Genomic DNA, 14,436 nt, shown 5'->3' with positions numbered 1-14,436 from the left:
GCTGTGCTGGCAACGCTTTGTGTTTCATCTATTTGGACGCATTGATGCCCGGATTGCGGCGCCCGGTCTAGCGACCGTGATTCACCAGACTGCACACAGGGCTTTTGCGTTTGGCGATCGCGGCGGCATAGTCCTCGGAGAACGCCCGCTGCGCGAAGCACGGTGCCGAGGTCGCGAGCAGTGCATCGACCTGCGCATATTGTTTGTTGAACACCCATGGCCGGCGTGCGAGCGTGCGATCGTCCAGCCAGTAGGGACTCCAGTCCCGGGTCGTCTCGATGACCTCGCGCGCGAATTGCGGCCCGTACTCGAGCGCGCCCTCGATAACAACATCGATATACGACTCGACGAGCGGGAATTTCGCGTCAGGCACCGGAAGCCCTTCTCCCGGCGCTTTGCCCTCGGCCTTCGGCACGTAGACCCAGACGGTTCCCTGCGTCGGCAGCGGCTGCCACGACACCGCCTCGATAAGCGCCCGCGGCACCTCGACGCGCACGTACCCCTTCTCGCGTTCGTCGAACGCGGACATGTCGTTGCCGGCAACGGGATAAATCACTCCATTGATCGTCATCGGCGTCTCGCCGTCGAACGGACGCCGCAGGCCGAGCGCCGTGAACCCGGAGGTTGCGCGGTCGCTCCAGCTGCGCACATAGCCGAACGCCGCCGACACGCGCACCGGAATCGCCGCAACCGGCTTGCCGGCCGTGGCGGCGCGCGATGGCGTGTTGATGAGCGATCCGTAGCCGAAAATGAACTGGGTCGGCTGATCGGGAAGACGCGTTCCCCAGAAGTCGGTGTTCTGCGCGTGCGCTGCCGAGCCAAGCAGCGCTAGTGCTACAACGAATCCTCGAAGCTTTGCCATCGCCGACATCGTCATATCTCCGTCCAATGGGTTACCGCAGATGATCGCTTCAGCCCGACGGCCCCGGCAAACGCGCGCGCCAGGCCTCAGGGTCGCCCAACGCTTTATAGGCCATCACCAGGTGTGAAGCATAAACGAGTGCCGCGGCATCGAAGTCGACGACGCGCTGGTTTTCCGAGCCAACTGAAATCGAATCTGGCGGCTGGACCGACGCACGCAGCGATTCTAAGTCGAAAGCGTCTTGTGCGAGCCGGCACGTACAATCCGAAGATCTTTTGACAATGACAGGAAAGGACGGGCCCGATGCCGAACTTTGAGCGCACGCGGCTCACTGCGCTGATCGACTCTGCGTGGCGCATCGCGTTTCGCGTCGGATTTCCGCTCGCCCGCGCGTGGTGGCACTTGCGGCGGCCTCGCCATGAGGGCGCGCTAGTCGCTATCTATGTCGGTCAGTCGCTGTTGCTGCTGAAGTCATCGTACCGGGCCGAATGGGGGTTCCCGGGCGGCAGCGTCCGGGCCGGAGAGACACCTGCCGCCGCGGCGCTGCGCGAGATGGCCGAGGAGATCGGGCTTGCGTTTCACCCGTTAGTCCCGGCAGGCAGCGTGGCCGGCGAGTGGGACGGGCGAAGGGACCGGGTGCATTTCTTCGAAATGCGCGTTGATCACCTACCGGAACTGCGGCTGGATCATCGCGAGATCGTCGCCGCGCATCTGGCGTCGCCGCAGGAATTGCCTGGCTTCGCGGTGACAGGCGCGGTCGCCGCGTATCTCGGCAGGGATGTGCGCGGCTAGTCGAGCCGTTAGTTTTCCATGACCGTTCTAGTCTGCGCGACGCTGCGCGATGCGCGTTGCGCGACCATCGCGCAGCCATGACCAATAACGCGTCATCCGATATGCGCGAGCACGATCAGCGTCAGCGTGACGACGATAGCGCCGCCGATTCGCGTGGCGATCTGCGCGAAGGGCATCAGTTGCATCCGGTTCGCCGCGGTCAGGATCGCGACGTCGCCTGTGCCGCCCTGGCCGCTATGGCATGCATTCACGATCGCCGTATCGATCGGGTAGAGCTTGAGCCGGCGCGCAACCAGGAAGCCGGTGCCCATCAGTGTTGCCACGGTCGCGACGATCGTCACGATATTGGCCAACGTGAACGCAGCGATCAACTTGTCCCATGGGGTCATGGCGACGCCGATCGCGAACAGCAGCGGATACGTCACCGCGGTCGAAAAGAACTTGTAGACGACGAATGCGCCTTCCTGCAACTGCGGCGAGACCGCGCGCGCCACCTTGACCAGCACCGCGAGGAACAGCATTGCAACCGGCGCGGGCAGACCGAAGAGGTTGCGGCACATCAAGCCAAGCAGGTACAGCGTGATCGCCGTGATGCCGGCCGCCGCGATATGCGTCACGTCGATATGACCGCGAATCTCCTCCTCTTCAGGGTCCATTTCATCTGTCTCTCCGGGTTGCAGGCGGCCCTCGCCGGTGAGATGGGGAAAGCGCTTGCCGAGCATGTCTAGCGCGCCGGCGAGCACGATGGCGGTGAGGCTGCCGAGCATCACCGGGGGCAACACTTGTGCAAACAGCTCTCCCTGCGGCAGATGCATGATTTCCGAATAGCCGACCGACAGCGGAATGGCGCCTTCACCGACACCCCCCGCCATGATCGGCACGACGATATACAGCAGCGTATGACGCACGCCGAGTCCGAATGCCGAGCCAACCGCGACACCAACCACGCATGCGGCCAGCGAACCCAGCGCGAGCGGTACGAAGATCTTGAGAAAGCCCTTGATCAGCACACGCCGGTCCATGCTGAGAATACTGCCGACGATGATCGACGCGATGAACAGATAAAGGAAATTGCTCTGCTTCGTGAACTCGGTCGTGAGGCCGAGAATTGGCTTGGGCAACAGGTGATAGTAAGTCAGTGCGGAAGGCACGAACGTCGCGCAGATCGCGGCCGCGCCGATATTGCGCAGAAGCGGCAGGCGCTTGCCAAGTTCCGCGCAGGTGAAGCCGAAGAACGCCAGCACGGCGATCGCCATCGAGATCTCGCCCGGGATCTTGCCCGTCACCGCGAATCCGGTGATTAGCGCGAGCAGAATGAAATAAACCGGCAGCGGGATGATGCCGATTCTGTATTCCATCAGCTTCCACCAGCCTTCGGGCCAGAATCGGGTGGCATTGTCGGACCGCTGCGCGGCCGCCGCCGGTGAATGCTTCGGCGTAGGTGAGGTGATGGACAAAATAGACTCCTTGATTTGGCGCCGGCAATGTATGCCGGCCTCGCGTTTCGATACAGTCGAAGTGGTATCCGATGAGTGAACGGAACCGGAATGACAAATCGCCCCGGGCTAAAAGGCGCCCGCGCGCTTACCCGGGCATTACGCGATGCCGGATCGAACAACGGATCAACTCGGAATTGTTTGCGATGCAGAGCTTCTGCATCATCCGCGTCTTGGGTGTGCCGATAGTCTTCGCGCCGAAAAGACTTCTGAAACTTGCTCCCGGGCGGTTGCGTCATCAACGCTGAGCCACACCTGTCCGTCGCACCGCGCGCAAATGGCCAGCTTTCTCGCATGTGACGTGTCCGGACGAACTACGCTCCCGTGGTATCCGCATGCTGCACACGCGTAGGTGTAACGTACTCCAGTGAGTGTCTCCATCAGCCTTCTCCTGGCGGTCGCATCAGCCGCTTGACTCTGTAGCGACGGTAGCGGCAGTTGGAACCGCCAACTCATTCATTCGATCCTCTACCTTGCTTCCGTTTGTCTGCCGCTCAGGTTGCGGATCTCGTCCGGGCTTATCGTCGAGCGCGCGGCAGATATCGACACTCAGGTCGTTGTCGCTCGCGAAGCGCATCACAAAATCAAATCCGTCCGGACAGATACGTCGCAGTTCGTTCGAGATGCGTAGGCATTTGATGTCCTGCTCCACAACCGGCATCGCAAGCCGTGTGCTGGCTATAGGGTTGCCTGCGCAGCGTTCGCCTACGAACAGTGCAACGACTCCCGCAAGGCGCTCGGCCCAGTCGCCTGGCCGGAAGAGCTTGCACTGCGACGTCACACCGCGAATCAGGTGGTGTTCGATGCCATCGTTAGTCATGTTGCGGCTATCGCGGCATGCGCGTCGTCAGGTAACAGGGGTGAGCATTGTGATTGCGTGGGCTCGTCCAGCATCGCGTTCCGGCATTGAAAGCACGATGGGATCACCGCGATCGATGCTGCAATTCTAGGAGCGCGGAACCTTCTGAACGCTTTCAGCCATGGCACGTTCCGATGGGGGTTTTCCATGAGCCAATCCGGTGGCCACTGAATTTGTCGTCTACGCGGAGTCTTGCTGATTGCAACGCTGTCGTGCTTGCGCGGATACGCAGGCCGTTTCATGGAAATCCCCTAAATGCAGCTCCTGGCCGTGAAAGCCGGGGGAAGGGTCGGCGCTCCGACAATCCCGCCATCGATGCAAGCGAAGTTAAGCGTGTTTCGTCATTGCCGTATACGAACGAGTTCGTCATCTCGAAACAGGACTGGGAATAATTGGTTCAAGCGTCGTCGCGTATATCAGTAGAGCCACTGAGTTGCATAAATGACACGGGAAAGGAGCGTGAAGGATTGGGATAACTAGCATCGCCGACATTCGCATACCGAACCGGTTGCAGGGACCTTGAGACGGACGCAACCGTGCGCAGGGAAAACACAATTTCAACGCAGTAGTTTGAGGAGACATCTTGAAGACGAAATATCTTTCGCTGGCGGTCGCGGTCAGCGCACTCGGGGCGAGCGGCGCGCACGCGCAGTCGAGCGTGCAACTTTACGGGCTGATGGATCTGAGCGTGCCGACTTACCAGTCCCACGCGGATGCCAACGGGAATCACGTCATCGGCATGGGCATTGGGGGCGAGCCGTGGTTTAGCGGCAGCCGCTGGGGCCTGAGGGGCGCCGAAGACATTGGCGGCGGTTCGAAGATCATCTTCCGACTGGAGAGCGAATACGTTGTCGCCAACGGTCAGATGGAAGATCCTGGTCAGCTCTTTGACCGCGATGCGTGGGTCGGTATCGAGAACGACACGTTCGGCAAAATTACCGCAGGCTTTCAGAACACCATCGCGCGCGATGCGGCGGCGATCTATGGCGATCCGTACGGCAATGCGCGGCTGACGACGGAAGAGGGCGGCTGGACCAACGCCAACAACTTCAAGCAGATGATTTTCTACGCGGCAAGCGCGACCGGGACGCGTTATGAAAACGGCGTCGCGTGGAAGAAGCTGTTCAGCAATGGCATCTTCGCGAGTGCGGGTTACGCGTTCGGCAACCAGACGAGTTTCGGCACCAACGCGAATTATCAGGTTGCGCTGGGCTATAACGGCGGCCCGTTCAATGTGTCGGGCTTCTATAGCCACGTGAACCGCGAGGGCAACACGAACCAGTCGTTCTCGGTCGGCGGCAACTATACGTTCGGTATTCTGCGCGCCAACGCCGGCTACTTCCGTTACCTCGGCAATCAGGGCGCGCTGGGTCAGCGTCAGGATAATGCCTGGACCGTGTCGCTCAAGCTGTCGCCGAAGGGGCCGCTCGATTACCAGCTCGGCTATCAGCAGATGCGGGTGAAGAATGCCGCGTACAACGCCGACGGCGACATTCCGAACGCGAACATCGGCGCCTTCGATCCGACCTCGGGCTTGCACAACGGTTACAAGGAAACCCTGTACTGGTCGGCGTTCTATCACCTGTCCAAGCGCACTGAAGTGTATCTGGCCGGCGACTATATGAGGTTGCATGGCGGCTATACGGTCGGCAGCACGTTCGGCGCGACCAACCAGCTCGAACTGACCACGGGTGTGCGGACCCGATTCTGATCGGGAACACGGCCTCGCAGCGCAGCCGCTTCAACAATGTTCTCCCGCTCGCGGTCGCGGACTTATCCGCGGCCGCTTTTTCATTTCAGCACGCGAGGGAGAGGCATGTTCCGCAATACGACTCGAGCAGATCAGCCGCGCGGTCACGCACATGGACAAGGCGACCCAGCAGAATGCCGCGCTCGTCGAGCAGACTGCTGCTGCGGCGGCGTCGTTGGAGGAGCAGGCGGGCGCGCTCGACGGCGCGGTCGCGGTGTTCCGGATGAGCGAACCGCGCGCGTCTTGCAGCCAGCCAACCGGGGAGGGGCCGGAGCTGTTTGCCACACTTTCGCCCGCGTGCGCATGACGATGCGCAAGCCATCGCAGCGCAACCTGTGAGGCAATTGAAAATCCAACCGCATGACAGTGACGTGCGTGGAGGTGCAACATGGACACTCGAGCGATGCTGCGTCGCATTGCGACCGGTTTGCTTGCCGGGATGGTTCTCTTTGGCTTAAGTGGTTGCAATGCGTTGAGCGGACCGCCCGCGCCAGAGTGGCCGGGTCCTCACGCACCGTATCCGTTCCCCGACGATGTCCCGCATCGAACGCAGTGATGACGAGCACTGCCGATCTCGGCGCTTGCCTGTCGATGCTCGAGGCCGGGAAACCCAATCGTGGGTTCGGCTGGCGTCAGTGCCGCCGCCTTGAAATAGTCTTCGAGCCGGTCGGCGATCGCCGCGTCGAGCGAAGGAAATCCTGACAGGCAAGCCAGCCATTTCCGACGGCAGAATCCTCCGGCACCGATGGAAGTCGGATTTACGGCTGCCTACGATGTTTTCGCGCAAGCTGCGGAGGCAATGGTGGAACCGCGGAGGGTGAGATACAACTCCGTGGTTGCATGAGCCGTTGGCATGAGCACGCCGTAGCAGAGGAACTGGTACGTCCCACGCGATTCCGAAAAAGCAAGTCGATGATGCGATCAATATTTGATGGAACCGAATTGGAGCCCTCGGCAGAGAAGACGATTGAATGATATGCCCGCATTCATACCACTGAGCGACACGGACTGGGCCCGTATCGCCAGCCTCTTCCGGTTCGATGAAGCAAGGCGGTTTGGAAAAACACCAAGGCATCCGCGCGAAATATTGAACGCGATACTATGGGTCTCGACCCACCAAAAGACGTGGGCCAATTTGCCGCCCGAGATGCCACCAGCAGGGACCTGCTACATAAAGTGCCTGCAATGGCGGCGTGATGGGACTTTGCAACAGGTGGAGGCCATTCTCGGACTGTGCATCGATTTCCGCTAACGCTTGCCAATTCATCTCTTTCTCTGCTTATACTGATAGCCACCTGAACGGCTCACGCCCAGGTCCCACGCTGCACGCCGACAAGAAGCCACGACATCGGTCGAGAACACGGCACGCGATCCACGTTTTGGAACCGCAGTTCTTACATATCGGGTGTGACCTCTTATGCTAAATCGTGCTTTTGGTGCTGCAATTTCATCGTTGCTGCTGGCAGGCGCAGCAGTTTCACCGGCCATCGCGCATACCGACGACGGCTTCGCGCTGGACGATGGCGCGTCGCATGGCCGTCCGGTCAAGGTGATGATCGTCTCGATGTTCGGTCCGGAAGGCCAGGTGTGGCTCGATCATCTCGGACCGTGGCAGGACATCCCCGTCGCGGGTCTGTCTCCTGACTATCCGGCAGTGCACTGCAATCGCCAGGAGGTGTGCGTGATGACGACGGGCATGGGGCACGCGAATGCCGCCGCGTCGATCATGGCGCTGACGTTCTCGCCGCGTTTCGACTTGCGTCATACGTACTTCATGGTGGCGGGCATCGCAGGTATCGATCCGCTGCAAGGGACCGTCGGTTCCGCTGCGTGGGCCAATTGGCTCGTCGACTTCGGGATTCAATGGGAAATCGACGGGCGCGAAATTCCGCCGGGCTGGGACACCGGCTATCTCGGCATCAACACGACGGGCCCGACGCAGAAGCCGCCGCTCGACTATCGCACCGAAGTGTTCCAGCTCAATCGGGCGCTTTCGAATGCGGCATTCGCGCTGTCGCGCAACGTGACGCTCAGCGACGACGCACAGGCGCAGGCTGCCCGCGCCAAATACAACTATGCGCCCGCGAACCGTCCGCCCACAGTGATCCAGTGCGACACGCTGGCGGGCGACACCTGGTGGTCGGGCACCGAGCTCGGCGAGCGCGCGCGGCAATGGACGAAAATCCTGACCGACGGCAAGGGCACCTATTGCACCACGCAGCAGGAAGACAACGCCACTTTCGAGGCGTTGACGCGCGCGGCGAGCGCGCATCGCGTTGACCTGGAACGTGTAGCGGTTCTGCGCGCCGGCTCGGACTTCGATCGGCCTTACGCGGGCCAGTCGAGTGCGGACAATCTGCTCAACTACGCGTCACAGGGCGGCTTCACGATCGCGATCAACAATCTGTTCCTGACGGGCAATCCGCTCGTGCAGGACATCGTCACGCGTTGGGGCGAGTGGCGCGACGGCGTACCGCGGCGGTAGCGGGTCTGCGGCGTGGTGAAGCGGAGCGCGTGCCGGTCTGTACAGCGATTCTGTCGACCGTTGTGATGGGCTGGCGCGCGGCTACGTGCTCGGCATGCAGAACCGTTCTGCAAGGATTCTGGATCGAGCGTATGGCCGGACCCATTGCTTACCAGTTGTAATCTACAAGTCAGGCTGGAATGCAAAGTTGATTCCGCTGCGACGTTCTCGTCCGGACAGAACAATGTGCGCTACCGCACATATCTCGACGTTTTCTCTTCCGTCGCCAGCAGAAGAAACTAGCATCAAACGCACAGCCTTCCCCGCATCCTCTCCTTGCCGGCTCAGGTCTGAAAACATCAATTCAGAAAAGCGGACCGCGCATACCCTTTACCTGACAATCCAGAGGAGACCGAGCAGAGGTCTCTTCATATAAATCCACGCTGATTGAATCGCCTCCACTGCGCTGCAACGCGACAGGGCAGATGCCTTCGTCGTTCTATCTAACATGGAGAAACGATTATGGATCGTCGCGAATTTATCAAGAAGACATCGGCGATTGGCGCTGCACTGACTACGCCAAAGCTTGCGCTTGGCGCGTCCGGGTCGGCCACGGGCGACGCCGCGCACAAGGGAACCCCCAACATTCTGTTCATTCTGCTCGACGAGATGCGCTACCCGCGCGTGTTCCCGGCGGGAATCAACAGTCCGGGCGACTTCCTCAGGCATTTCATGCCTCAAACGCATTCCCTGTGGAGAAAGGGCGTTAAGTTCTCCGGACACTACACGGCCGCCTCCGCATGTACGCCAGCACGTGGCACTTTGGTCACTGGTCTTTATTCGCAGCAAACCTGGGTGCTGACGACTATCTTCGACAACCCGTCAAGTAAAGGTTCGCTTCAACCAACGCTCAGCCGGGCGTTTCCGACTTATGGCAAGCTGCTACGCAACCTCGGTTATTCGACGCCCTACATCGGGAAATGGCATCTGTCGGTCACCGTCCAGGGGCAGCGCGAGCTTCAGGAGTACGGATTTCAGGCGATGACTTTCCCTGATCCAACTGGCAGCAACCTGCAGGGCACGGTCGGCGATATTCCCAACCTGTACTACAGCGACGAGTACATCGCCAATCAGGCGGTAGCGTGGCTCGGCCAGCGTAAGCCGAACGAAGCACCCTGGTGTTTGACGGTAGGCCTCGTGAACCCTCACGACAAAGAGTTCTTCCCGGCGGGAACGGAATTCCAGACTTACCATGATTATTTCGCGAACTCGAACTACAACCCCAACGGATATCAGCAATGGCGGGACTACACGGTAGGGCCGCCGAACTACGATTGGAATACCAATCCGCTCAAGAATCCACCGACGCTGGCGTACGCGGCGGTCCCGCCGAACTGGGAGTCGGCGGATCGCATCCAGCGCACCAAGCCGGCAGCGCAGGCGTTCAACAGAATGATCCAGGAGGCTATATGGGGTGGTGTCCAGGATGATCCGGATAGCGCTGACTTCGTCATCACGGAATATCCTGTGCCGATCCAGGGCGTGACTAAAGGGATCGGCAAATCGCCATTCAGTTACTGGAAGCGTAGCCTCGAGTCGTACACGCAGATACTGACAGACGTCGACGAACGGATTGGTGAGATCGTCCATTCTCTGCCTCACGATGTCGCGCGCAACACGATCATTATCCTGACGTCCGACCATGGCGAATACGCTGGCGCGCACGGTATGGTGTCCGGCAAGACCTCGACTTGCTACGAAGAGGCGTACAACGTCCCGTTGATCGTGGTTGATCCTACGGGACAGTATGCGGGCGATGTCGACAAGATCCGCGACGGCCTGACTTCTTCAGTCGATATTCTTCCGATGCTGGTGACGATAGGCAACGGCGGCAACCGCAATTGGCTAACGGGCGACTACGCGCAGTTGTACGGCGGCAGGCATGATCTTCTTCCGATGCTGAAAAGCGATTCGGCAGCCGGTCGGCCCTATGTCACCTTCACGACCGACGAAACACTGCCTGAGTCGTACATACCAAACGCGTCGAGTACGCCTACGCATATCATCGGTGTACGCACTCAGGTGAACAAGCTTGGCACCTATTCGTTCTGGGCACCGGAGTCGACGACCATCTCGGGCCGAAGCCAACTCGAGTACTACGACTATGCGACGACGGCAGGACAACTGGAACTCGATAACCGTTACCGCGCTCCAGCGGCCCGAGTGCTCTATCAACTGCTGCTGGCGGACATTTTGCCTAACGAGTTGAGGGCGCCGCTGCCCGGGGGCTTGGTGGCTGCCCAGACGCTCGCTGAGGCGAGATATGTGAGCTACGTCAGGTTGATCAATGCCGGGGGCGTGAGCGAACCGCAATTGCCACTGTCGATCGGCGATATCTGAAGTCGGGGCGAGGCTGGTCACCGTAGGATCGGCGGCGGCCAGTCGCGCGTCGCTGACACCCCCACTGAAACGCTCACCGCTTCTGCAGCTTCGTCACGGTGAGTGCGCCGTCGCCAGCAAACGCTCACTTGACGTCCCCAGGTATTGAAGGTCTTCCGGTAGCAAGGGCGGCCGTACGAATATTAAATAGATGCCCATGGTGATTGTGGCAGCGCCGACGGCCGCGAGTAGCCACGCGCAAAGAGCCCGATGCGATGTCCGGCGCTTTGCGTTCACGGTATGTAACCCTGGGAGCAGGAAACGTTCGAACAGAGCGGCGCAAGGGTCGCGCGTTACGTCCGGGCGGTCCGTAACCGCAGCGCGTTACCGATGACAGAGACCGAACTCAACGCCATCGCGGCACTGGCGATAATTGGACTGAGCACAATACCAAGCCACGGATAAAGCACACCGGCTGCCACTGGAATCCCCACCGCGTTGTACGCGAACGCGAAGAAGAGGTTCTGGCGAATGTTCCTCATCGTTGCGACGCTCAATGCGCGCGCTCGCGCGATGCCACGCAGGTCTCCCTTGACGAGAACGACCCGGGCGCTGTTCATGGCGACATCTGTTCCGGTTCCCATTGCGATTCCAACATTCGCCTGAGCAAGCGCAGGCGCGTCGTTCACGCCGTCACCGGCCATGGCGACGACGTGCCCCTGGGCCTGAAGCTCCTGCACATGCTTGTACTTGTCTTCAGGCAGCACGCCAGCCTTGACGCCATCAAGGGCGAGCGTCCTTGCCACGGCGTTTGCGGTGACGGGATTGTCGCCGGTGAGCATGACAATCCGCACGCCGGACGCTTTTAACAGCCGCACCGCGTCAGGTGTCGTGCCTTTCACGGGGTCCGCTACCCCGATGTAGCCGGCAAGTTCGCCGTCTATCGCGACATACATGACCGTTTGCCCGGCCTCGCGCAGCTTGTCGGTATCTTCTTCGACCGACGAGCAGCTGATTTTCATCGCTTCCATCAGGCGCGCATTGCCCAGCGATACCGTGTGCCCTTCGATTTTTCCGGTCACGCCTTTGCCGGGTACGGAGTCGAAAGCCTCTACGTGATTCGTCCCTGTTCCAGCTTCTTTCGCGTGCATGATGATGGCCTGAGCGAGGGGGTGTTCGCTCGCACCTTCGAGACTTGCGGCGTAACCAAGAACCAGAGATTCTGACCGGCCACTCTGCGCAACGACAGTCTGTACACGCGGTTTGCCCTCCGTAAGGGTACCGGTTTTGTCGATTACGACGGTGTCGACCTTCTCCATCAACTCGAGAGCTTCCGCGTCCTTGATGAGCACGCCTTCGCGAGCGCCACGTCCAACCCCGACGATGATGGAAACCGGGGTGGCCAAGCCGAGAGCGCACGGACAGGCGATGATAAGCACACTGATGGCGACGACCAGTGCGTTTCCCAGCGCGGGCGCGGGACCGACCAACGACCAGGCGGCAAAGGACACTGCGGCGAGGCCAATGACCGCGAGCACGAACCAGCCAGAGACCTGGTCAGCAAGCTTCTGGATAGGTGCACGCGAGCGTCCAGCCTCCGCCACCATCTGCACGATTCTCGCGAGCAGCGTGTCGGAGCCAACCTTCTCTGCGCGCATCAGGAACGTTCCCGTCTGGTTGACGGTTGCGCCGGTCACCTTGCTACCCGTGACCTTCTCGGCGGGAATCGGTTCGCCCGTAATCATTGACTCATCGACGCTTGAGCGCCCATCAACCACCACCCCGTCAACCGGTATCTTCGAACCCGGCTTCACGCGAAGGGTGTCGCCCACGATGACGTCCTCGAGCCTCACATTTTCTTCCGTGCCGTCGGGCCGGACGCGGGCAGCCGTGTGCGGTGCAAGCTGCAGCAGGTCGCGGATGGCGCTCGACGTACGCGAACGCGCGCGAAGCTCAAGTACCTGCCCAAGCAGCACAAGGGTCACGATTACTGCGGCAGCTTCGAAATACAGCGGCAGTTCGTTTCCTCGCCTGAACGCCTGCGGTAACGCGCCGGGGAAGAACAGTGCAAATACGCTGAATGCATAGGCCGCAGCTACGCCCAGTCCGATGAGGCTGAACATGTTGAGCTGCCACGTCATGAACGACTTCCAGCCGCGTTGCAGAAATGGCCAGCCGCCCCACAACACCACAGGGGTGGCAAGCAACGCCTGGACGCACTGCGCCCATGACGCCGGCATCCAGTGCGGCAAGGGCCACGCGCTGAAAAGGCGGTCGAGTGCTGCGTCGATATCGAAGGGCAAGGCCATTCTGCCCATCGTCATGAGAAGCAACGGAATCGACAGCGCGAGACCGACCCAGAAACGTCGCGTCATCGATTCCAGTTCGACGTTTCGTTCTTCCGTCGCCGCAGGGGTAACCGGCTCCAGGGCCATGCCGCAGATGGGACATGCCCCCGGGGCCGAGGCACGAATTTGCGGATGCATTGGGCAGGTGTAGATGACACCGGAAGCCGGCTCGCGGACGGGAGTGCTCTTCTTCTCCGTCGGATGGAGGTATCTGTCCGGTTCAGCCTCAAATGCCCCCAGGCACTTGATGCTGCAGAAGTGATATGTCTGGTCGCGGTGGGTCAGGTGATTTGCCGAATCCGTCGTGACCTTCATCCCGCATACCGGGTCAATGGCTTCGGTTGAGCCTTCCTTGCCGACAGCATGTTCATCGTGTCCATCGACGGATTCAACAGCATCGTGGACATGGGTATGCATGCCAGACATCTTGAACACTCCTGGAAATCTTCAATGCACCTGCACAGCATCATTTCCCGATAGTTTGGGAATGAAGCGCGGCGTACGCGCGGCATAGTCTCTCCACAGCTGGCCGAACCGCTCTTCGGCTTCGTGCTCCTCCTGCATCGCGAGCTTCACATACATGAATACCAGTACCGGGAACATCACGAGCGTCACCAGCGTCGGCCACTGCAGGAGAAACCCGAACATGATGACGATAAAAGCGAAGTACTGCGGATGTCGAATCTTGGCGTATGGTCCGGTAGTCGCAAGTTTACCGGAGCGTTGCGCCTCGTATAGGACGTGCCAGGCCTTCGCCAACAGATAAAAGCCGCCGAAGACGACGACAAGGCTTAGCAGATGCGGAAGGCCGAAATGCGGATTGCCGTGCCGGCCCGTCATCATCCACCAGAGGTGCCCCGAATCGTGCGCGAACAGGTCGGTTTGCGGAAACCGGGATTGGAACCACCCGGAGAACAGGTAAATGGTGAGCGGAAAGCCATACATTTCCGCGAAGAGCGCGATGATAAAAGCCGAGAAACCCCCGAACGTGCGCCAGTCCCGTTTCGTTGCAGGCTTGAAAAAGCTGAAGGCGAAAATGATAAAGACGAGCGAGTTGATGAGCACAAGGCCCCAAAGACCATAGCCGTTATCCATGCTGCTCATGGTTGCCTCCTGACGCAGACGTTTCTTCGGTTCTAGTCGAACCGGCGTGCCTGTGTCCGTGACCGTGATGCATGAACAGATGCATCAGTGGACAGGCAAGAAGTAAGAGGTACGGCAGCACGCCGAGGAAATGCGCCCGATGTTCAGAGAGCAGCAGGAACAGGGAGATAGCCGCGAACACCAACAACGCAATGGCAGAGCGCGATTTCAGGAAGGGGCGCGAAGTACGTGGGGCGTCATTCATCGTCATCTCCAGAGCCTGTCAGATTTTTAGTGTGCCGAGGTCATGAGACGATAACGGAAATAACGTCCTATGACCGAAGCAACAGTGACCAAGAAGAGCAAGAACCCGAAGGCGCCGAAGCTGTTCCCCGACGAGCTG

The 14,436-nt window shown here is 60.2% G+C and carries 12 protein-coding genes and 1 pseudogene; 7 read left to right on the top strand and 6 right to left on the bottom strand.

Annotation, left to right across the window (positions count from 1 at the left end; translation table 11 throughout):
* Positions 1 to 67: 67 nt before the first annotated feature.
* Positions 68 to 871 carry a gamma-glutamylcyclotransferase family protein gene (locus ACLFKU_RS31545; protein ID WP_410851718.1) on the bottom strand — a complete coding sequence of 268 codons (804 nt, stop codon included), beginning with the start codon at positions 869 to 871 and terminating at the stop codon, positions 68 to 70.
* Positions 872 to 1,165: 294 nt separating this feature from the next.
* Here ACLFKU_RS31545 and ACLFKU_RS31540 point away from each other — a divergent pair, with 294 nt between their 5' ends.
* Positions 1,166 to 1,654, top strand: coding sequence for an NUDIX domain-containing protein (locus ACLFKU_RS31540; RefSeq protein ID WP_410851717.1), 489 nt, complete (start codon positions 1,166 to 1,168; stop codon positions 1,652 to 1,654).
* Between the two features lie 92 nt (positions 1,655 to 1,746).
* On the opposite strand, the gene ACLFKU_RS31535 is transcribed toward ACLFKU_RS31540, so the two are convergent.
* On the bottom strand, positions 1,747 to 3,105 hold the full coding sequence (locus tag ACLFKU_RS31535; RefSeq protein WP_410851753.1) for a 2-hydroxycarboxylate transporter family protein: 1,359 nt from the start codon (positions 3,103 to 3,105) through the stop codon (positions 1,747 to 1,749).
* A gap of 583 nt (positions 3,106 to 3,688) precedes the next feature.
* Positions 3,689 to 3,970, bottom strand: a pseudogene (locus ACLFKU_RS31530) (DUF3579 domain-containing protein); the annotation flags it as partial.
* A gap of 622 nt (positions 3,971 to 4,592) precedes the next feature.
* Here ACLFKU_RS31530 and ACLFKU_RS31525 point away from each other — a divergent pair.
* The 6 genes from ACLFKU_RS31525 (at position 4,593) to ACLFKU_RS31500 (ending at position 10,623) form a co-directional block, all read left to right on the top strand.
* Positions 4,593 to 5,720: a porin gene (locus ACLFKU_RS31525; RefSeq protein ID WP_368586401.1), complete on the top strand. Its 1,128-nt coding sequence runs from the start codon at positions 4,593 to 4,595 to the stop codon at positions 5,718 to 5,720.
* 151 nt (positions 5,721 to 5,871) lie between these two features.
* On the top strand, positions 5,872 to 6,066 hold the full coding sequence (locus tag ACLFKU_RS31520; protein WP_410851716.1) for a hypothetical protein: 195 nt from the start codon (positions 5,872 to 5,874) through the stop codon (positions 6,064 to 6,066).
* Positions 6,067 to 6,314: 248 nt separating this feature from the next.
* On the top strand, positions 6,315 to 6,461 hold the full coding sequence (locus ACLFKU_RS31515; RefSeq protein WP_410851715.1) for a hypothetical protein: 147 nt from the start codon (positions 6,315 to 6,317) through the stop codon (positions 6,459 to 6,461).
* Positions 6,462 to 6,690: 229 nt separating this feature from the next.
* Positions 6,691 to 7,011: a transposase gene (locus ACLFKU_RS31510; protein ID WP_410851714.1), complete on the top strand. Its 321-nt coding sequence runs from the start codon at positions 6,691 to 6,693 to the stop codon at positions 7,009 to 7,011.
* A 165-nt stretch (positions 7,012 to 7,176) separates the two neighbouring features.
* The gene (locus tag ACLFKU_RS31505; protein WP_410851713.1) at positions 7,177 to 8,244 is read left to right on the top strand and encodes a purine-nucleoside phosphorylase; all 1,068 of its coding nucleotides are present in this window, start codon (positions 7,177 to 7,179) and stop codon (positions 8,242 to 8,244) included.
* Between the two features lie 501 nt (positions 8,245 to 8,745).
* Positions 8,746 to 10,623 (top strand): sulfatase-like hydrolase/transferase, encoded by a 1,878-nt coding sequence (locus tag ACLFKU_RS31500; protein WP_410851712.1) that lies wholly within the window; start codon positions 8,746 to 8,748, stop codon positions 10,621 to 10,623.
* A gap of 332 nt (positions 10,624 to 10,955) precedes the next feature.
* On the opposite strand, the gene ACLFKU_RS31495 is transcribed toward ACLFKU_RS31500, so the two are convergent.
* Genes ACLFKU_RS31495 through ACLFKU_RS31485 form a run of 3 tightly spaced genes read right to left on the bottom strand, consistent with a single transcriptional unit; the run spans position 10,956 to position 14,304 of the window.
* On the bottom strand, positions 10,956 to 13,376 hold the full coding sequence (locus tag ACLFKU_RS31495) for a heavy metal translocating P-type ATPase (protein WP_410851711.1): 2,421 nt from the start codon (positions 13,374 to 13,376) through the stop codon (positions 10,956 to 10,958).
* Between the two features lie 21 nt (positions 13,377 to 13,397).
* Positions 13,398 to 14,054, bottom strand: a complete 657-nt coding sequence (locus tag ACLFKU_RS31490) for a methyltransferase family protein (protein ID WP_410851710.1) — start codon at positions 14,052 to 14,054, stop codon at positions 13,398 to 13,400.
* Positions 14,038 to 14,304: a DUF2933 domain-containing protein gene (locus tag ACLFKU_RS31485; RefSeq protein ID WP_368587528.1), complete on the bottom strand. Its 267-nt coding sequence runs from the start codon at positions 14,302 to 14,304 to the stop codon at positions 14,038 to 14,040. The genes ACLFKU_RS31490 and ACLFKU_RS31485 overlap by 17 nt, the downstream gene beginning before the upstream one ends.
* Positions 14,305 to 14,436: the final 132 nt, after the last annotated feature.

It is taken from the genome of Paraburkholderia sp. EG304, assembly GCF_046543485.1.
Taxonomy (GTDB): Bacteria; Pseudomonadota; Gammaproteobacteria; order Burkholderiales; family Burkholderiaceae; genus Paraburkholderia; species Paraburkholderia youngii.
Note: the sequence above shows the minus strand (reverse complement) of the source record. Positions and strands in the feature narration are given on the sequence as shown.

Excerpts from the sequence above, each read along its gene's own strand:
- ACLFKU_RS31495 (WP_410851711.1), bottom strand. The coding sequence starts at position 13,376 with ATGTCTGGCATGCATACCCATGTCCACGATGCTGTTGAATCCGTCGAT.
- ACLFKU_RS31515 (WP_410851715.1), top strand. The coding sequence starts at position 6,315 with ATGACGAGCACTGCCGATCTCGGCGCTTGCCTGTCGATGCTCGAGGCC.
- ACLFKU_RS31490 (WP_410851710.1), bottom strand. The coding sequence starts at position 14,054 with ATGAGCAGCATGGATAACGGCTATGGTCTTTGGGGCCTTGTGCTCATC.
- ACLFKU_RS31520 (WP_410851716.1), top strand. The coding sequence starts at position 5,872 with ATGGACAAGGCGACCCAGCAGAATGCCGCGCTCGTCGAGCAGACTGCT.
- ACLFKU_RS31500 (WP_410851712.1), top strand. The coding sequence starts at position 8,746 with ATGGATCGTCGCGAATTTATCAAGAAGACATCGGCGATTGGCGCTGCA.
- ACLFKU_RS31510 (WP_410851714.1), top strand. The coding sequence starts at position 6,691 with ATGGAACCGAATTGGAGCCCTCGGCAGAGAAGACGATTGAATGATATG.
- ACLFKU_RS31505 (WP_410851713.1), top strand. The coding sequence starts at position 7,177 with ATGCTAAATCGTGCTTTTGGTGCTGCAATTTCATCGTTGCTGCTGGCA.
- ACLFKU_RS31545 (WP_410851718.1), bottom strand. The coding sequence starts at position 871 with ATGTCGGCGATGGCAAAGCTTCGAGGATTCGTTGTAGCACTAGCGCTG.
- ACLFKU_RS31485 (WP_368587528.1), bottom strand. The coding sequence starts at position 14,304 with ATGACGATGAATGACGCCCCACGTACTTCGCGCCCCTTCCTGAAATCG.
- ACLFKU_RS31540 (WP_410851717.1), top strand. The coding sequence starts at position 1,166 with ATGCCGAACTTTGAGCGCACGCGGCTCACTGCGCTGATCGACTCTGCG.